Here is an 18030-nt window from a genome sequence, read left to right on the forward strand (position 1 = left end):
AATTACTTTCTTAATGACTCACAAATAAAAATGATGCTAAACTACGCATTTTGAGGTTTAGCACCATTTTTCTCTTTTTACTCCTAAAGACAGGTACCATATTGCCACTGTTTTTAGTTAAAAAAATGCAAACATCCCCTGCACAGGTACTCTTAAATAAGAGTAAGCTGACTTCGAGGATGCTTGCGGGTGTATTTTTCTCCGGCACAAGCCTTAAGCTTCAATAATCTTTACATAAACCTTCCTGTTTCTGGGGCCGTCAAATTCACAAAAATAAATTCCCTGCCATGTCCCGAGCTGCAGCCTTCCGTCTTCAATAATAACCTGTACTGAAAATCCAAACATGCTGGCCTTTATATGGGCTGCGGAATTACCCTCCGCATGTGAATAATTGCCGTCAAAGCGCACAATTCTGTTAACCTCTCCAAGCATGTCCGAAACCACATCGGGATCGGCGTTCTCATTGATGGTTATTCCCGCTGTCGTATGAGGTACAAACACCGTACACAGTCCCGACCGGGCTCCGCTCCGGCTTACCAAATCCTGTACCTGCGATGTGATATCCGTCATGCATGTCCTTGATACTGTCTTTATATTTAATATAAGCATATAATCACCCGAATTTATTTTATACATTTAGCAATAAAGATTTTACATGGGGGATATAGTTTGATGGAAGAAATTTTTTTGACCCGTAAGGAATACATCTAAGAAAAGCGCCTGATGACATACCCGTGAGACATTTCCCCGCAAGGCGTCTTTTCGTTGTAGTTAAAAATTTCTGTAAGCAATTATATCCTCCATGTTTGTAAAATCTTTATTGCATCCTATATATAGTATATTTACCCCTTGCTCCTTATATACTCGTCAATAGCCTTAGCCGCCTTTTTCCCGGCTCCCATTGCAAGTATTACGGTAGCCGCTCCCGTAACGGCATCCCCTCCCGCATATACACCTTCCCTGCTCGTTGCCCCTGTCTCCTCATCAGCAATAATCCCGCCCCATTTCTGGGTTTCAAGGCCGGGAGTCGTAGCCTTGATCAATGGATTTGGGCTCTGGCCTATGGCAATGATTACAGTTTCCACATCAAGTACATACTCGGAGCCTTTTTTTGCAACCGGCCTCCTTCTGCCTGAGCTGTCCGGCTCTCCCAATTCCATCTCCACACATTCCATCCCTTTTACCCAGCCGTCGTCAGTACCTATAATTTTAGTGGGATTATTGAGCAGCCTAAAATTTATGCCTTCCTCTTTTGCATGATGCACCTCTTCAAGCCTTGCGGGCATTTCCGCCTCGGAACGCCTGTATACTATATATACATTTCTGGCTCCAAGTCTTTTAGCGCTTCTGGCAGCATCCATAGCAACATTTCCCCCGCCTACAACAGCCACATTTTCGCCCACCTTGACAGGTGTGTCACAATCGGGGAATTTGTACGCCTTCATGAGATTTATCCTTGTCAAAAACTCATTGGCGGAATACACTCCGTTAAGGTTTTCACCCGGTATACCCATAAAGCTGGGAAGTCCGGCGCCCGATCCTATAAATATTGCCTCGTAGCCCTCGTCATAAAGCTCATCTAACGATAACACCTTGCCTATTACCATATTCGTCCTTATTTCAACGCCCAGCTTGACTACCGTTTCAATCTCGCTTTGCACCAGATCCTTAGGCAGCCTGAACTCAGGAATACCATACATCAGAACTCCCCCGGGGGTATGAAACGCTTCAAAAATAGTCACGTCATAGCCCATTTTTGCCAAATCCCCCGCGCAGGTAAGCCCCGCAGGCCCTGAGCCTACTACAGCCACCTTTTTGTTAAGCTTTTTAATGTCTTCCGTCTTAGACTTTCCGTTTCTCATGTTCCAGTCGGCAACATACCTTTCCAGCCTGCCTATTGCTACCGGCTCTCCCTTCTTCGCCCTGACACAAAGCTGCTCGCATTGACTCTCCTGTGGACATACTCTCCCGCACACGGCAGGGAGGCTGTTTGTCTCTCTTATCTTGTTATATGCCTCTTCAAAATTCCCTTCGGCCACCAATTTTATAAACTCCGGTATTTGCACATTTACTGGGCAGCCCTGCACGCAAGGCTTACTTTTGCACTGCAGGCACCTTTGCGCCTCTTCCCTTGCCATATCCTCGGTATATCCAAGAGCAACCTCCAGAAAATTCTTATTCCTTACATTAGGGTCCTGCTCAGGCATAGACACCTTTTCCAAAGACATGTTAGGCATTTACCTCACCCCCTAATCTGCACTCATGCTTTTCATTGCTTATCTTTTCCTCGGATTTGTACATGGACTGTCTTCTCATTGCCTCGTCAAAATCCACCTCATGTCCGTCAAAGTCCGGGCCGTCAACACATGCAAATTTGGTTTTCCCGCCAACGGTAACACGGCAGCCCCCACACATGCCCGTCCCGTCTATCATAACAGGATTCATACTTACAATAGTCTTAATTCCATATTGCTTAGTGAGATTACTTACCACCTTCATCATTATCAACGGACCGATGGCAATAACCATATCATACTTATTCCCATCTTCAATAAGCCTCTTTAATATATCGGTAACAAATCCCTTGTTACCGTTCGAGCCGTCGTCAGTAGCTATAAACAGCCTGCTGCTTGCAGCCGCCATTTCCTTTTCAAGTATTATGAGCTCCTTATTCCTAAAGCCCACTATCGAATCAACCTCTACTCCCATGCTGTGGAGATGCTTAGCTTGAGGATAGGCAATTGCAGTTCCCAGACCGCCGCCTATTACCGCAACCTTTTTCAAACCGTCAAAATGCGATGCAACTCCTAAAGGCCCTACGAAATCCAGAATAGAATCTCCCGCCTCCATGGCTCCCAGCCTTTTTGTGCTTTTTCCCACTTCCTGAAATATTATTGTGACAGTGCCTTTTTCCCGGTCATAATCAGCAATGGTTAACGGTATTCTTTCCCCTGCGTCGTCTATCCTGAATATTATAAATTGTCCGGGCTGGGCTTTTTTTGCCACATATGGAGCCTCTATCTCCATTAACTTTACAGAAGGATTCAAAACTTCCTTCCTTACTATTTTAAACATGCAAACAACCCCCTTATCACTGCGTTTAATAAGCTCTTACAAAGCTTTATAATTTTGATAAAACATACTATATATAGCGATAAAGATTTTACATGGAGGATATAGTTTGATGGAGGAAATTTTTTTGACCCGTAAGGAATACATCTAAGAAAAGTGAATTTATGCTCGAGCCCTAGAGACATTTCCCCCAAATTCATCTTTTCGTTGCTATTAAAAATTTCTGTAAGCAATTATATCCTCTATGTTTGTAAAATCTTTATCGCATCCTATATAGGCGATACTTTGCCCAATTTATTTTATCAAAAAAAAAGACAAATTTCCTTTGTCCTAGAATTTACAAGGCAATCCGTCTTAATTTTAATGCCAAGAATTAAATCTCTACATCATTATTTTAATATTTAATTTATTCTGTGTCAATTATTTATCAATATCAGGCCAAAATGTGTAATTTAGCTTATATCCCTTCAAAGCATTTTTCGACATGGGAGATTTGCATGTCATGTCTTTTACGCAAAGATACCGCAGCCCATACGGCAAATGTTACAGCTACAGACACAGGAAGCGCGACAAAGGTGGTTCCTATCATAGACAAGCTCTTTAAGGAAGTGTCGGCAACCAATGTGCCCTTTCCTGATATCAAATTGCATAACTGCATTATCGAGGCATTTGAATGTATAAAAAATGTCCAGAAAAACCATGCCGCCGCTCCCGCTACCATGCCCCATGACGCCGCTATTCTGGGCATACTTTTTATATAAAGGGCACTTACATAGATAGGTAGAAACGCCGCCGTGGTCAATTCAAAAAACATAGTGGTAAACTTGGCTATGATACCGTCCGCCACCGGAAGACCGCTGGCCATCCACGCAAGCAGCGTGCTTATAATTATGACAACCGCCATGCCTCCCCTTGTTATTAAAACAGTATTTCCTTTTTTCCCAAGGCTTTTTTCATATATATCTCTTCCCGCTGCCGTTCCCATAGTATGGAACTGCGAGCTCAAGGTGGACATAGCGGCGGCGAGCATCGACATCAGAAATACCGCTCCAAACCATTTAGGTATATAATTGCTTATAAACAGAGGTATAATATTGTCGTTTACGCCATTCGCCGCTTTTATGGCAATCATGCCGGTATCCCTGTAGAGAAGAACATTAGACAGTGAGCCTACTATAAAGGCAACACCCGTCATAACAAGTATGAATACCCCTCCCGACAACATTGCCCTGTTCAACTCCCTGTTGCTCTTTACAGTCATAAACCTTACCGCAAGCTGAGGCTGAGCCAGCACACCTATTCCCACTCCCATTACAATTGTAGATACAAGGCTCCACCACATAGGTGACCCGGATTTGGGCATGGATGTCCATCCCTGAAATCCCTGCTTAATCGCTCCGGATATATCATTTTGTATATCGGGATTGCCATACAGTTGTGTAAGCTGGCTGTGCGCCTGTCCTACACCCCCTAAGCTGACATATGCAACCACCAGAAGCGCCATCATTGCTATAAACATGATGCAGCCCTGAAGAGCGTCTGTATACATTACCCCCTTCATTCCTCCCATCCATACATATACCGCCACTATGGCAACAAAAGCCAGAAGGGATATATGATATGAAATCCCAAAATATGTCTGTATGAAATTTGCGCCTCCCTTTATAACTCCCGCCGCGTAAATGGGCATAAATATAAAAATAATAGAAGCCGCAAAGCCCTGTATGAACTTTGATTCAAACCTCTTTCCCAAAAGCTCGGGAAAGGTATGGGCATCGAGGGTCTGCCCCATTTTCCTTGTTCTTTTGCCAAACACAATAAAAGCAATAAAAATTCCTACGAATACATTCAGAAAGGTAAGCCACAAAAGACCCATTCCCATATTAGCGGCAAGGCCTCCAAATCCTACTATTGCAGAAGTGCTTATAAATGTGGCCCCATATGAAAGTGCCATTATGACAGGATGAGTTTTTCTCCCCGCAATCAGATAATCCTGTGAAGTTTTTGTGTGCTTAAATCCCAGATACCCCAGACAGGCGGTTATAAAAAGATATACAATTACTACAGCTACCGTGTAAAAAGACATAACTGACCTCCTTAAAAATTTAATTGCCCTTTTACTTATACCTTAAAAAGGGCCCAATCTTAAAGGAGCATGCATTTCCAGGATATTTGACCTTTCTCCTATCCCAAACAACAAGTCCCTGACCGTAATTTACCGGCTGTCCCTTCATTTTGAGACAGCGTACAGCTTAAATAGCCGAATGCCGAGCTTAATCCGACTCCTTATTCCAGTTGTACAGGCCATAAATAACACAGGCCAGTGCGCTTAAAATGCAAAGAATATATGCACTCCAAATTCCCGAATCAGGTATACCCAGAAACATGCTTTCACCCCTTTTTACACAGAATTGCTTCCAAGTAAGCAGCGGCACCCTCACACAAACTCGCAGCCCTACGAACATTTGAGAAGACTTTTATCCGCCCCTCTTGCAAGAGTAATAAAAAAATACCCGTGTAGAGGGTATCGAAAAAACAATTAAAGCACTGTCTGCCTCTTAAGACTGACAATCCTTATAATAATTCTAAGGAATACCGAAATTACACCTTCGCTATTCCCAAGCTTGTCCGCAATACCGTTCTACAATACAATATTGTACAGGAAAAGATACAATACATCAACAGCTTTTTTTGCATTTAAATATTTCTTATATTCTTTTTATATATTTGTGTATTTAATTGTGCTTTAACTGTACTTGACTGTATTTAATTCTGTGATATAATTAATTTGTATTTTTATATCTGCAAGCATATAATTAAATATCAAAGCTTGTTATCCATATGCTTTTAAGAATAACGGCACTGACAATTAATATGTGCCGGAATTGGAGATTTAAGATGAAAATAATAGATTTGTTAAAATCAAAAAAGCCCGTTATAGCCTTTGAAATATTTCCGCCAAAGCCCGACGTTCCCTTAGAGAACATTTTAAGCTCTCTGGAGAAGTTCAAGGCTTTAAATCCTGATTATATAAGCGTTACCTACGGTGCGGGAGGCAGCCAAAAGGGGAGGACAATTGAAATTGCTTCAAGGGCAAAAAAAGAGTATGGAATAGAGAGCATGGCACATTTTACCTGTGTTGGCCACTCTTATGAGGAAATAGACAAAATGCTGGATGAGATGCTGGATGAGGGACTTGAAAACGTACTGGCGCTCAGGGGCGATCCGCCTCAAAACCAGCCTGACTTTGATTTCAGTAAAAACATATACCGCCACGCAAGTGAGCTTATACGCCATATACGCGGAAAAAACAACTTTTGTATTGCGGCAGCCGCATACCTTGAGGGACATCCCGAGTGCAGACTTTTAAAAGAGGATTTGCTAAATCTCAAGCTAAAGGTGGATGAGGGGACAGATTTTCTTTTAACCCAGTTCTTTTTTGACAACAGGCTGTTTTATGATTTTCTGGATAAGGCGGAGTCCAAAGGCATAAATTGCCCCATTATCCCAGGCATAATGCCCATATTTAATAGCAACATAAAGGTTATGACTGCCAAAAGCGGATGCTCCATTCCTGCAAAGCTGGTTGTCATGATGGACAAATACGCAGACAATCCCGAGGATTTAAGAAAGGCGGGAATTGAATATGCAGCGGAGCAGATCCGTGATCTTATAGCTTACGGGGCCCCCGGAATTCATTTATATACAATGAACAGGCCCAAGTCAACTAAAGAGATCCTTGTAAGTGCGGGGCTGGCGTAAGCTGTCTGAACATGATTACGAGATTAAAGTATTTACAGAATGATACAATATTACACTATAAATGTCCTTTATAGTGTAATATTGCTCCTGTTTTCCTAGAACTCTCCTTGGCGCATCATTGCAAGCAATTCTTCAAAGGTGATGTCGGGGCTGTGCTTAATCATTGCCTCCAGTACATGGTGCTCAGTTAGCTCTCCTACAATATTTAAGCCGTTATCCAGCACATGTATTATGTGAAACCTGTCAAAGTCCATGCTTCTTATTGCTTCACTGACGCGCAGGCTTTTAATAACCGCCAGGTTTCTTGCAGGGTATACTCCTTTATTTAAAAACCTTGACCGTCTGTAAAGCATGTTTTTGATATTTACCATTCCGGCCTCCATTTTGCCTGATTTCAGACATAAAAAAATGTATATTCCAATAAGGACCAAGTTGAACCGGTGATCCTCGCCCAGAATTTGCACAATTCCCAGTAATGATATGATTGAAGCCAGCACAAGCGTAAAGACCTTAACATACCTCTCCGTTAAAATAAATCCAACTCTTTCAGACATAATGCTCTCCAATACCCTCCCCCCGTCCAGAGGCAGCACGGGAAGCAGATTAAAAACAGCCAGATATAAATTAACCATAGCAAAAAATTTTGTCCACCATGCATACGGAAGATAAAAGCTAATAAAATGCAGCAGGAGACCGATAGCTATATTGACAAGAGGTCCTGCCACATATATTGCCAGCTTTTTATATTTGCACAAGCCTGATTCATCTATCTCCGCATTTAGACCCACCGGCAGTATTCTTATGGAACTGATCCCCGCCCCAAGCAGACAGGCGACGGCAATATGCCCCGCTTCATGCGCCAGCGCACTTGCAAAGACAGCGGCAAATTCCCATACATATCCACATAAGGCCGGTATCGGCATTACCAAAAAAAACAACAGGTTTACAGATATATCAACATTCCTTATTTTTACTGAAACATTCTTTTTCACTCAGACGGAACCTTTACAAATTCCTCAGGATTTAACGCCTTTCCGCCCTTCCACACCTCAAAGTGCAAATGAGCGCCCGCCGATATCCCCGTATCGCCCGCGCTTGCTATTACATTTCCCTTTTTTACATCCTGTCCCTCTTCCGCCATAAGCTTTGAGCAATGCCCGTACATTGTTGTAATATCATCCTCATGCTGTATTTTGATATAGTTCCCATATGTATCGGAGCTTTCCGCCTCTATTACCTTTCCGTCAAGAGCGGCTTTTATGGGCTCACCGATTTCTGCCTCTATATCTATCCCTGTATGGAATTCATTTTCCCCCGTTACAGGATGGACTCTGTCACCAAAGCCGGATGTCAAAGCACCGGCAACCGGAACAACGAATTGGTGCCTGGATTTTATAAAGCTCACCAGCTCGCCGTCACTCATATATTCCTCCCCCGTCGCCTCCCCTGAGGCCCCTTTTAGTTCTCCTTCGGCATAGGCACCCTTATCACCCTCATAAGGAAGTGAGGCATTGTCAATTTCCTCACCGGGCTCATCGTCCGTACTATTTTTTTCCGGCTGCAGCTGCGTGCCCCATACCTTTTCCAGCGCATAGCTCAACAATTGCTCTGCTTTGTTATAAATAGCCTTTGGCTCAATATCCCTTGATATTTCATTTTTTATCTTGTCAGTCAAAAAATTTGTTGCCGGAGTGTCAATGCTCTTAAAAGCTCCCACTGCTATGAGCAATGCAACGCATACGATAATCTGTCCCAGCAATTTATCCGCTATACGGCTGTCCCCCTGTATATTGTTTCTCCTTTTTCTCCTTGATACATTGTGACGTGAATACTTCGGTCTTGACACAATATCCTCCATAAACGCAACACCCACTTCTCTTGTTTATTCCCCAGTATTTAAAAGTATCTTAATATTTTAAGATATTTGCAGCAGCGCAAAATACGCCGATTTTTCTTTGTAAATTATATGCTCCAGAGAAATTTTTATTATATATATTTAGCAATAAAGATTTTACATGGAGGATATAATTTGATGAAAGAAATTTTTTTGACCCGTAAGGAATACCTCTAAGAAAAGCGCCTGATGACATACCCGTGAGACATTTCCCCGCAAGGCGTCTTTTCGTTGTAGTTAAAAATTTCTGTAAGCAATTATATCCTCTATGTTTGTAAAATCTTTATTGCATCCTATAAAGGTTTAAAATAAAAATCGCTTCTCTTTAATCTAAAAGAGAAGCGATTTTTATAGTATTATAAGTCTATTTGCCGCTGTCTTTAACCTTTTTTATAGGTATATTGGCCACAAGGGCGGGAACAGTCCTGTCTCCGTCTTCGCTCTTTGTCCTCGTAAGCTGTATATCCAGCTCATTCTCATCTATATCCATATAGTTTGATATTACTTTAATTATTTCACCCTTAACCATTTCAAGAAACTGAGGAGAAACATTTGCTCTATCATGGATAAGCACTAACTTCAGCCTTTCTTTAGCAACCTCTTTAGAATTTTTAGACCTTCCAAACAGTTTTGATAAATCAAGAAGCATATCTCTCCTCCTTAAGTAGTTTTTAACCCGAACAGCTTTTTTAATTTAAATACAAACCCTTCGTCTGCCTCAAGATCAAGCATTGGAACATCTTCTCCCAGTATCCTTTTAGTTATGTTCCTGTATGCCTGTCCGGCAAGAGATTTACTGTCTGTGACCGCAGGTTCGCCCTTATTGGTGGAAACGACAATCTTTTCATCATCCGGCACCACCCCTATAAGGTCAATGGCAAGTATGTCTATAATGTCGTCAATGTTCATCATATCCCCGCGCTTTACCATATCTATCCTTACCCTGTTCACAAGCAGCTTAGGGTTCCTGAGCTCATTGGCCTCAAGCAGCCCGATAATTCTGTCTGCGTCTCTTACTGCGGAAACCTCGGGAGTAGTAACAACAATAGCCTTTGTCGCCCCTGCGATAGCATTCTTAAAGCCCTGCTCTATTCCTGCGGGGCAGTCAACCAGTATAAAGTCAAACTCCTGCTTAAGCTCATCGCACAGCTTTATCATCTGTTCAGGTGAAACCGCAGTTTTATCTCTGGTCTGCGCGGCAGGCAGAAGATAGAGCCCCTCATACCGCTTGTCCTTTATCAGTGCCTGCTTTATTCTGCAGGTTCCCTCAATAACATCCACCAGATCATATACTATTCTGTTTTCAAGACCCATTACAACATCCAGATTCCTAAGCCCTATATCGGTATCGATGAGCACAACCTTTTTGCCGGACAATGCCAGACCCGTACCTATATTTGCAGTAGTAGTAGTTTTACCTACCCCACCTTTGCCTGAAGTTATTACCAAGACCTCTCCCATTAATGCTTACCCCCTACAGTAATTCAATTAGGAACATACTATCAAATTTAAGAAATTCAATTCAACAAATATATATCTAAAATATATATTTGTTTTAACGTTTTGTCAATTATCCATTGTCCGCCCATATAAGCACAGCTTCAATCCCTGCCTATCTCTGAGGTAAAAAAGTCTCTATGTATACCATGTCATCCTTAACAAATGCCAGCTCCGGGGACAAAGCATTTCTGCTTTCCTTTTCATCAGGAGGGCGGGTTATTACATCGGCTATTCTAAGCTGCATAGGCTGAAGATTAAAGGCCACCACCACAGCCTCCTTGTTGCCGTCAGCCCCCGCATGTACAATGCCTCTTAAGGAGCCCATAACAATTACATTTCCTGTGGCAATTATTTCCCCTCCGGGATTTACATCTCCTATTATTACCAGATTGCCGTCAAAGCTGATAAGCTGCCCCGAACGCACCGTTCCCCTGTAAAATTTTGCAATCCCCTCATTAATTCCCTTGAAAAAATATTTCCTGAGCTTGATTCTATTTTGCTCCGCCCCCGAGCCCTTCTGTATTGGGGAAGGGATGTCGGTGTCCTCCTCAAAGCTTTTAATCTGGGCTCCCGTTCTGGTCACCATAATCTCCTTGATTTTATCCTTTTCAGAATCATCAAGCTTTCTCCCTCTGTATTTAACATCAAGAGAGGCCCCTTTAAAAAATTTTCCTGCCGACATAACCTTTTTTTCCATCTGATTATATATATCGTCAAAACTGTCCTCTTCTCTTAATATAATAACCAGTCCGTTTACAGTAGCTCTAAAAGTAACATTAGCCTCACTCATTCATCACAACTCCCATGCAATGTAATACTACAATCAATTTATATAATTTAGACTTTTGCATATCGGATAACGGAGGATGTAAAATAATATCCTCCAGAATAATTTCTACTCTAACTACAGAAGCATGTATACCTGTAGAAGACGCTTGTGACTTTAGTTAGCCTAAATTGTAGCGCGGTCACGTATTCCGGGGAAATTATTCCTCCGAAAATTATTTTACATTCTTTTCAGATAGTTTGCATACTAATTTATATAGTGTCCTATAACGGAATTCATATCCGGCAATCAGGACACTTCAGTATTTTCAATATTTTCTGGATGACTTCGCTGCTCCTTCAATCTTTTTGTTGATTTTTATAACAATTATATATATCAGGATTGATGCCACGCTATTGTAAACAGCTTCGGGAAAAACGATATTTTTTAATGAGTAAACAAAATCAATGTTGCCTTTAGAAATTGTCAAAAGTATGTACACTGTCTCTTCGTATAATATAGAGGATATAAATGTAAAAAAAATCATTACAAAGAAATTCTCTCTATACAGCCTTTTGTTTACAGAACCTACAATTAGGCCCAGATACATTCCGAGCAAAGAATAAAACCCCAGTATTTTCCCCGATGAAGCATCCTGCAGCAAGCCCAGCACAAAGCCTACAACAGCTCCCTCAACATTTCCTCTTAGCAATGCAACTGTAATAACAGCTACTATAAGCAAATTAGGCTTAACGTTAAATACCTTTATATAGTCTAAAACAGTAGATTGTATCAATATAAGCAGAGTGATACAAGCACTATAGATTAATACAGTTACTCTCATTTAATTTCACCGTTTGACGCTTTCCCGGCATTATTATACTTACTCTTTAAAACAAATACCTCCTGAAGCCTTTTAAAATCCGCGGCAGGCTCAATTACCGCATACCTGTCAAGCTCATTTGCCTCCTGCCGTATTTCCTTCACGGTGCCTATTAAAATCCCTCTGGGGAAAATTCCTCCCAAGCCCGTGGTTTCAACAGTATCCCCTATTTCAAGCTCAAGCTCTGCCGGTATGTAGTCCATCCTGCAAAGTCCCTGATCCTTAAGCTTAAGATCACCTCTAACCTTTACTATATCGGTGGATTTAGATATTACGGCACTTACGGTGCTATCTACATCAATAATAGACAATACCTTGGAAGAAAACGGCGCCGCCTCTATTACACTTCCTATGAGTCCCTTGCTTGTAATAACGGGAGAATTTTCAGTAATTCCTTCATTGCTTCCCCTATCTATAGTAAACACATTAAACCAGTTGCCCGCATCCTTCGCTATGATATTCCCACCTATAGACTTATAGTCATTAAACTGATTCTTAAGGTCAAGCGCCTCTCTTAAGCTCTTGTTCTCCTCCCGGTACCTCAAAAGGCTTCTGTTCTCATTTTCAAGCCTGTCTATCTCTGCTTTAAGCTCTTTATTTTCCTCTTCCATGCTCTTCATATCTCTAAAAAATATAAACGTTCCTTCAATATTATCACCTATAAAAGAAAAAAAACTTTGCAAAGGAGACAGCGGCACATTTAACGCATTGCCTATATATGCCGTTTTTCTGCTCTCTCCGGCAGAAAGCCCCATAACAATAAATATTGACAGGGTTACAGCTATTAATATAAGAACTTTGTTTTTAAGCAAGCGCAGCAACAAAGTTAAATCTCCCTTCCATACAAAGCTTTGCATTACCCCTTAAATAAATTAGCGGTTACTACCTCAACCTTTTGGGAGAAATCAAAACCTTCTTCAGCACCTCAATTTCCTCCAATACTTTTCCCGAACCAAGCACAACACAATCAAGAGGCCTTTCAGCTATTGAAACCGGCATACCCGTCTCTTCCTTTATAAGCTTATCCAGTCCGCTTAAAAGCGCCCCTCCTCCTGTTAGCATAATGCCTCGATCCATGACATCCGAAGCCAGCTCGGGCGGCGTTTTCTCCAGTGTAAATTTTATGGCGTCCACTATGGCATTAACAGGCTCCTTTAACGCCTCCATGATCTCAGAAGATGTAATGGAAATGTTCTTGGGAAGACCCGTTATCAAGTCTCTTCCTCTTATTTGGATGGCTTCCTCCTTGGGCTTGGGATATGCAGAGCCTATTACCACCTTTATCTCTTCAGCCGTTCTTTCTCCTATCATTAAATTATATTCTTTTTTAACATAATGCACAATAGCCTCGTCCAACTCATCCCCTGCTATACGCAATGACTTGCTTGTGACAATACCTCCAAGGGAAATAACCGCTACCTCGCTGGTTCCTCCTCCAATATCAACAACCATACTGCCGGAGGGCTCCTCTACAGGAAGATTTGCTCCAATGGCCGCAGCCATAGGTTCCTCAATAAGATATGCCTCCCTTGCCCCTGCCTGAAGCGTTGCTTCCTCGACAGCTCTTTTTTCAACCTCGGTAACGCCGGAGGGTACGCATATAACTACACGCGGCTTACCCAGCACACCCTTTGACATTGCCTTTCTTATGAAGTATTTCAGCATACTCTGAGTAATGTCAAAATCGGCTATCACACCATCCTTCATAGGTCTTATTGCAACAATATTCCCAGGAGTTCTTCCAATCATTTCTTTTGCGGAATCTCCTACAGCCAGAATGTTATTCGACTTTTTATTTATAGCAACTACAGAAGGCTCTCTTAAAACAATTCCCTTTCCCTTAAGATGCACCAAGGTGTTTGCTGTTCCTAAATCTATTCCTATATCCCTTGAAAATAAGCTCATTAGTATAATCTCCTCCTGTAAATCCATTATGCCTGACTACATCAGGCCCCTTTCTTTTAAGCTTACATATCTTCCGTCTCCAATTATAATGTGATCCAAAACCCTTATACCCAATATATTACCTCCGGCAATCAGCCTGCCGGTAGTTTCCACATCCTCCTGGCTTGGCTCAGGGTCCCCGCTGGGATGATTATGAGCAAATATAATACCGGAGCAGCCCGCCTTCACAGCTTCACAGAATACCTCTCTCGGGTGTACAATTGAGGCTGTAAGGCTGCCTACCGAAACGTTAACATGCCGTATGATCCTGTTTTTTGAATTCATCAAAACAACCTTAAATACTTCTTTTTTCAAATGCCTCATCTCTTCCATAAGAAGACTGCTTATGTCCCCGGGAGAATTGACCTCCTTTTTTCTATCGGTAATAAAGGCAGATGCCATTCTCTTTGAGAATTCCAGCATGGCTTTTATTTGTATGGCTTTAACCTTGCCTATACCTCTGATATTCCTTAGCTGCTCAAGGGAAAGCCCATGAAGCGATGTAATACTGCTGTCCTCAAGCTGCATAATTATCTTTTGAGCCAGAGAGACAGAGGTTTCATTTCTGGTTCCCGTCTTAATTATTATTGCCAGAAGTTCCGCATTGGACAGCATTTCCGGCCCGTATCCCTCAAGCTTTTCATAAGGCCTCTCACAAACCGGTAATTTTTTCATTGTTACGCTTTGCCCAATCTTACTCATATAACCCTCCCGCCAATCACTCCAATATTTTCACTCCAAAGCTTCTAAGCATAGAGCTGAGGCGCATTAGCGGAAGTCCTACTACGTTAAAATAACATCCTTCAATTTTTTCAACAATGACTGCACCCATTCCCTGTATTCCATAAGCGCCTGCCTTATCCATAGGTTCCTTTGTGGCAATATATGAGCGTATCATTTCATTACTCATGCGTATCATTTTCACCCGGGTTGCCACATAGTCATTTTCCAGCCTCATGTCTAAAGAATCTATTACGGCAATGCCTGTAATTACTTCATGCCATCCGCCCTGCAGCGCCTTAAGCATTTCAAATGCATGAACCTCGTCTCGAGGCTTTCCCATTATTCCGCTGCTTACTACAATGGTGTCGGCGCCTATAACCAGCGCACCCCTTCCATGTTTGCCCGCAACATCGGAGGCTTTTTCCAAAGCCAGCTTCTTTGCCGTCTCATGCGGCATCAGTGAAGCATCAACAGTCTCTTCCACATTCGACGGAATAACCTCAAATTCAGTTCCAAGCTGTTTCATCAGCTCTACACGTCTCGGAGAAGCCGAGGCCAGAATAATTTGCTTCATATCATCTCCACTTTAATAATAAAATTACGTTTATTTGTGTTATCAATCCCTATTATAACTTTACAGTAACGCCTTTTCAACAAGATAAGGAAAATTTAGTGATTTATCGATAGTGTTCTTTTCCTTGCGGCAATTTTTTTAAATAAAGCAGCCTAATTATTATAATTACCCGGAGCTTTTTGTTTTAAAAACGCCTCTTTTGCTTTTGGAATTACGATATTTACGCTATCAATAATTTTGCTCATTTCTCCCGTACTTAAATTACCGATGTCATCGGCATCAAATCCACTCTGTTTTATTACCTCCCTCATAAACATCTCATTATCAGGGTCTGCTCCGGCATTTTTTATCCGGGCCTTCAAATAATTTATCTGCCTTTCGGTAGCTTTTTTAGACACTCCCGCTATACGCACATCAAGCCCCCCTTCTGTCCCGGAGGATCTTTTCCTGCGCTCATCGGCTATTCTTTGCTGCACATTGTTAAATTCCTCCTCAAGCTGTCTCGCCTCTCCCTGGCTCAACCAGTCGTTTTCGCCCATAAGCTTTCTTATAACCCTGTCACATGCTCCTGTAATTGTCTTTTCCAGACCAAACTCCTTGTCCTCAACAATTTTTTTCCCTATCTCAAACCTTTCCCACTCTGTTAAAAATAGCTCCGTCTCATGCCTTATTTTAGGGCGGCTGTCTTCACGGATAATTTTTCCCCTTTCATCCCTTACAATATTTTTATCCTCAATTCTATTCGCCACATAGGCTTGATATATATTGTAGTAGTCAATCTGTTTTCCGTCTACCACTATCTGCCCGCTTTTTATGTCTCTTCCCCTTACCTTTATAATAAAGGCAGGCAAATCTACAGAGCCTATCCCCGGAAACTCAGCCTGATTTTCTTTTGCTGGGCATATATCAATGTCCTCAATTGAAATACCCTTCTCCTTGGCTTTTTTAAAAAGCCCTTCAGCTTTAAAACGCAGCTCTCCTCCCATGCCCTTGTAAAAGTCCTTGCCGGCATTATATATAATATCCGAGGATTTTGTACTGTTAACCTCTTCAGCATTTCTTTCTTCAATTTCCAACATCTTCTCCTCCTTTTTTCATACTTATTCTTTTTAGTATTTGAGGAAATCAATTAATCTAATATAGCTATTATTTCTTTGTAAGGTAATCTGCTACAGTATAATGCAATACGGCTCACATAAGCCTTCAAATACGACATGAAGAACCCGGTATCGGTAGAAATGTATGCAATATTCTCTGATTTCCCAAGCATTATGGCAATAAATATTTATTGTTAAAATTTTAATACTTCTCTTTTTATATATAAATTAGTATAATATATTAAAGAAGGCGGTCACCTTAAAATATAAAATGCTTACTATGAAGTGAATATGTCTATTGCTTTTACAGCTAATCAATCCAAATGCCTGTGTACCTAAAAAAGATTTAGATTGTGGTGAGGATAAATGAAAATAGAAAAAATAAGCGACAGTGAAATAAAAATAACAATTTCATTAAGTGATCTGGAAGAGCGCAATATTGATTTAACTTCCTTAAACTATAATTCTCCTGCTGCTCAGGAATTATTCTGGGATATGATGGAACAGGCAGAGGTGCAGTTCGGATTTAACACAACCGACTCACAACTGTATATAGAGGCTCTCCCCGACTCTGACGAGGGCTTTGTTGTTACCATAACAAAAGGCGATCAGGACGGAGACTTTGAATCAATACAAAAATACATTAAAAACAGATTCAGGAAAAATGAGCTTAAGGTTAAAAGGAAAAACCGAAGAGTATACTCAACGCTATTGGTATACTCCTTTGACAGCTTTGATGATTTATGCTCTTTAAGCAAAAAGGTAAGCTCCATGTACTCAGGAGAAAGCTCCTTGTACAAGTACAAAAACGCCTACTACCTTATGCTTACAAGGAGTAATTTTACAGTGACAAACACAAAGATGTTTGAGGTTATAATAAGCGAATATGGAAATAAAGTCTCCAATGCAAGCTTTTATGAAGGGTTTTTAAATGAATACGGCACAAAGCTGATTGAATACAACGCTGTAGAAATATTAAGCAATTATTTTTAAGTAATCTATAGAGCTATTGCTAGCTTTTAATGTACGCTCTTTACCTTGTCTGCCTCTGCCCCGCCAGATATCCTGATTACGAGCCGCCTTATTATTTCCTGTGTCTTTTTCATTTCTGTAAAATTTTTATATAGATTTGATATAATAATATATAATTTCCGCCATTAATAAGCACTTTACTTTTTCACATATTTATTTTAGTATAAAAATAGGCTATGAATATACCCATTACAAAGAATGGACTGATTAAAATGGTTCTAAATAAATTCGATCAATTTCTCAAAAGGAGGCAGTGTCTTATAGAGCAATATTCAAAGGGGGACTTAAGCAAGGATGAATTTATAGAAGAAAATTATGCGTGCATAAATGCGCTGGATATCAAGCCCTTTGAAAAAATAGACAATGTTAAAAAGGCGATATATAACTATCAGTATTACAATGTACTGGCAAAATATTATCAAAAGCGGGCTCACAATACAGCAAAAAGAAATGAGTGGAGGAGCGATTTTTTAGAGCTTTCAAACCATTATTACTCAAAGAAAGACCGTGTAACCGAAAAGCTTGTTAAGCTACTGGATTTCCAAAATATAGAGGCCTATTTCGTAAAGGTTAAGTCGCCCAATCTGAAAAACCGCCTTTTCGAGATAGTTTTAAAGGAGCATGACGATATAATACTTCACTCCACCAGTCAAAGTCTTCTGAACATGCTCATATACGAGAATGTCTTTTCACATGCCCAAAGAAAATCGCTGATTGACAGCTATATTAATCAAAAATATTAAAAAAAGCAGGAAAGGAGAAATATGCTTCTTTCCTGCTTTT

The 18030-nt window shown here is 41.0% G+C and carries 19 protein-coding genes; 3 read left to right on the plus strand and 16 right to left on the minus strand.

Annotated elements, in window-relative coordinates:
* Nucleotides 1-213: 213 nt before the first annotated feature.
* From DFR58_RS00005 to DFR58_RS22075, 5 genes are all read right to left on the minus strand, one after another.
* Complete coding sequence (locus tag DFR58_RS00005; RefSeq protein ID WP_114295759.1) at nucleotides 214-609, minus strand: secondary thiamine-phosphate synthase enzyme YjbQ; 396 nt, start codon at nucleotides 607-609, stop codon at nucleotides 214-216.
* A 233-nt stretch (nucleotides 610-842) separates the two neighbouring features.
* Nucleotides 843-2237 (minus strand): NADPH-dependent glutamate synthase, encoded by a 1395-nt coding sequence (gene gltA / locus DFR58_RS00010; protein ID WP_114295760.1) that lies wholly within the window; start codon nucleotides 2235-2237, stop codon nucleotides 843-845.
* On the minus strand, nucleotides 2230-3075 hold the full coding sequence (locus DFR58_RS00015; RefSeq protein ID WP_114295761.1) for a sulfide/dihydroorotate dehydrogenase-like FAD/NAD-binding protein: 846 nt from the start codon (nucleotides 3073-3075) through the stop codon (nucleotides 2230-2232). Before DFR58_RS00015 ends, gltA begins: the two co-directional genes overlap by 8 nt.
* A gap of 454 nt (nucleotides 3076-3529) precedes the next feature.
* The gene (locus DFR58_RS00025; protein WP_114295763.1) at nucleotides 3530-5158 is read right to left on the minus strand and encodes a sodium:solute symporter family protein; all 1629 of its coding nucleotides are present in this window, start codon (nucleotides 5156-5158) and stop codon (nucleotides 3530-3532) included.
* 187 nt (nucleotides 5159-5345) lie between these two features.
* Nucleotides 5346-5537, minus strand: a complete 192-nt coding sequence (locus DFR58_RS22075; protein ID WP_114295764.1) for a symporter small accessory protein — start codon at nucleotides 5535-5537, stop codon at nucleotides 5346-5348.
* A gap of 433 nt (nucleotides 5538-5970) precedes the next feature.
* On the opposite strand from DFR58_RS22075, the gene metF reads away from it, so the two are divergent.
* Nucleotides 5971-6834, plus strand: coding sequence for a methylenetetrahydrofolate reductase [NAD(P)H] (metF, locus tag DFR58_RS00035; protein ID WP_114295765.1), 864 nt, complete (start codon nucleotides 5971-5973; stop codon nucleotides 6832-6834).
* 95 nt (nucleotides 6835-6929) lie between these two features.
* Here metF and DFR58_RS00040 read toward each other — a convergent pair whose 3' ends face one another.
* The 11 genes from DFR58_RS00040 to DFR58_RS00090 all read right to left on the minus strand — a co-directional run bounded on the left by DFR58_RS00040 (nucleotide 6930) and on the right by DFR58_RS00090 (nucleotide 16197).
* Nucleotides 6930-7826 (minus strand): site-2 protease family protein, encoded by an 897-nt coding sequence (locus DFR58_RS00040; protein WP_114295766.1) that lies wholly within the window; start codon nucleotides 7824-7826, stop codon nucleotides 6930-6932.
* Complete coding sequence (locus DFR58_RS00045) at nucleotides 7823-8692, minus strand: M23 family metallopeptidase (protein ID WP_114295767.1); 870 nt, start codon at nucleotides 8690-8692, stop codon at nucleotides 7823-7825. Before DFR58_RS00045 ends, DFR58_RS00040 begins: the two co-directional genes overlap by 4 nt.
* A gap of 400 nt (nucleotides 8693-9092) precedes the next feature.
* Nucleotides 9093-9377 carry a cell division topological specificity factor MinE gene (gene minE / locus DFR58_RS00050; RefSeq protein ID WP_114295768.1) on the minus strand — a complete coding sequence of 95 codons (285 nt, stop codon included), beginning with the start codon at nucleotides 9375-9377 and terminating at the stop codon, nucleotides 9093-9095.
* An 11-nt stretch (nucleotides 9378-9388) separates the two neighbouring features.
* The gene (minD, locus tag DFR58_RS00055) at nucleotides 9389-10189 is read right to left on the minus strand and encodes a septum site-determining protein MinD (protein WP_114295769.1); all 801 of its coding nucleotides are present in this window, start codon (nucleotides 10187-10189) and stop codon (nucleotides 9389-9391) included.
* A 151-nt stretch (nucleotides 10190-10340) separates the two neighbouring features.
* Nucleotides 10341-11018 (minus strand): septum site-determining protein MinC, encoded by a 678-nt coding sequence (gene minC / locus DFR58_RS00060; protein WP_114295770.1) that lies wholly within the window; start codon nucleotides 11016-11018, stop codon nucleotides 10341-10343.
* Between the two features lie 304 nt (nucleotides 11019-11322).
* The gene (gene mreD, locus DFR58_RS00065; RefSeq protein WP_114295771.1) at nucleotides 11323-11838 is read right to left on the minus strand and encodes a rod shape-determining protein MreD; all 516 of its coding nucleotides are present in this window, start codon (nucleotides 11836-11838) and stop codon (nucleotides 11323-11325) included.
* Nucleotides 11835-12701, minus strand: coding sequence for a rod shape-determining protein MreC (gene mreC / locus DFR58_RS00070; protein WP_242987335.1), 867 nt, complete (start codon nucleotides 12699-12701; stop codon nucleotides 11835-11837). The genes mreD and mreC overlap by 4 nt, the downstream gene beginning before the upstream one ends.
* 58 nt (nucleotides 12702-12759) lie before the next feature.
* Nucleotides 12760-13782 carry a rod shape-determining protein gene (locus DFR58_RS00075; RefSeq protein WP_114295772.1) on the minus strand — a complete coding sequence of 341 codons (1023 nt, stop codon included), beginning with the start codon at nucleotides 13780-13782 and terminating at the stop codon, nucleotides 12760-12762.
* Between the two features lie 36 nt (nucleotides 13783-13818).
* The gene (radC, locus tag DFR58_RS00080; RefSeq protein ID WP_114295773.1) at nucleotides 13819-14523 is read right to left on the minus strand and encodes a RadC family protein; all 705 of its coding nucleotides are present in this window, start codon (nucleotides 14521-14523) and stop codon (nucleotides 13819-13821) included.
* A 16-nt stretch (nucleotides 14524-14539) separates the two neighbouring features.
* Nucleotides 14540-15118: a Maf family protein gene (locus tag DFR58_RS00085; protein ID WP_114295774.1), complete on the minus strand. Its 579-nt coding sequence runs from the start codon at nucleotides 15116-15118 to the stop codon at nucleotides 14540-14542.
* 152 nt (nucleotides 15119-15270) lie between these two features.
* Complete coding sequence (locus DFR58_RS00090; protein WP_114295775.1) at nucleotides 15271-16197, minus strand: hypothetical protein; 927 nt, start codon at nucleotides 16195-16197, stop codon at nucleotides 15271-15273.
* Nucleotides 16198-16581: 384 nt separating this feature from the next.
* Here DFR58_RS00090 and DFR58_RS00095 point away from each other — a divergent pair, with 384 nt between their 5' ends.
* Nucleotides 16582-17208 (plus strand): adaptor protein MecA, encoded by a 627-nt coding sequence (locus DFR58_RS00095; protein ID WP_114295776.1) that lies wholly within the window; start codon nucleotides 16582-16584, stop codon nucleotides 17206-17208.
* Nucleotides 17209-17423: 215 nt separating this feature from the next.
* Entirely contained in the window at nucleotides 17424-17990 is a 567-nt protein-coding gene (locus tag DFR58_RS00100; protein WP_114295777.1) for a DUF6648 family protein, read from the plus strand.
* Nucleotides 17991-18030 lie beyond the last annotated feature (40 nt).

Origin of the sequence: Anaerobacterium chartisolvens (genome assembly GCF_003337415.1) — a bacterium.
Classification (GTDB): Bacteria; Bacillota; Clostridia; order Acetivibrionales; family DSM-27016; genus Anaerobacterium; species Anaerobacterium chartisolvens.

Bases quoted from the DNA above. Each gene is read 5' to 3' on its own strand.
- DFR58_RS00005 (WP_114295759.1), bottom strand. From the start codon at position 609: ATGCTTATATTAAATATAAAGACAGTATCAAGGACATGCATGACGGAT.
- gltA (WP_114295760.1), bottom strand. From the start codon at position 2,237: ATGCCTAACATGTCTTTGGAAAAGGTGTCTATGCCTGAGCAGGACCCT.
- DFR58_RS00015 (WP_114295761.1), bottom strand. From the start codon at position 3,075: ATGTTTAAAATAGTAAGGAAGGAAGTTTTGAATCCTTCTGTAAAGTTA.
- DFR58_RS00025 (WP_114295763.1), bottom strand. From the start codon at position 5,158: ATGTCTTTTTACACGGTAGCTGTAGTAATTGTATATCTTTTTATAACC.
- DFR58_RS22075 (WP_114295764.1), bottom strand. From the start codon at position 5,537: ATGTTCGTAGGGCTGCGAGTTTGTGTGAGGGTGCCGCTGCTTACTTGG.
- metF (WP_114295765.1), top strand. From the start codon at position 5,971: ATGAAAATAATAGATTTGTTAAAATCAAAAAAGCCCGTTATAGCCTTT.
- DFR58_RS00045 (WP_114295767.1), bottom strand. From the start codon at position 8,692: ATGGAGGATATTGTGTCAAGACCGAAGTATTCACGTCACAATGTATCA.
- minE (WP_114295768.1), bottom strand. From the start codon at position 9,377: ATGCTTCTTGATTTATCAAAACTGTTTGGAAGGTCTAAAAATTCTAAA.
- minD (WP_114295769.1), bottom strand. From the start codon at position 10,189: ATGGGAGAGGTCTTGGTAATAACTTCAGGCAAAGGTGGGGTAGGTAAA.
- minC (WP_114295770.1), bottom strand. From the start codon at position 11,018: ATGAGTGAGGCTAATGTTACTTTTAGAGCTACTGTAAACGGACTGGTT.
- mreD (WP_114295771.1), bottom strand. From the start codon at position 11,838: ATGAGAGTAACTGTATTAATCTATAGTGCTTGTATCACTCTGCTTATA.
- DFR58_RS00075 (WP_114295772.1), bottom strand. From the start codon at position 13,782: ATGAGCTTATTTTCAAGGGATATAGGAATAGATTTAGGAACAGCAAAC.
- radC (WP_114295773.1), bottom strand. From the start codon at position 14,523: ATGAGTAAGATTGGGCAAAGCGTAACAATGAAAAAATTACCGGTTTGT.
- DFR58_RS00085 (WP_114295774.1), bottom strand. From the start codon at position 15,118: ATGAAGCAAATTATTCTGGCCTCGGCTTCTCCGAGACGTGTAGAGCTG.
- DFR58_RS00090 (WP_114295775.1), bottom strand. From the start codon at position 16,197: ATGTTGGAAATTGAAGAAAGAAATGCTGAAGAGGTTAACAGTACAAAA.
- DFR58_RS00095 (WP_114295776.1), top strand. From the start codon at position 16,582: ATGAAAATAGAAAAAATAAGCGACAGTGAAATAAAAATAACAATTTCA.
- DFR58_RS00100 (WP_114295777.1), top strand. From the start codon at position 17,424: ATGAATATACCCATTACAAAGAATGGACTGATTAAAATGGTTCTAAAT.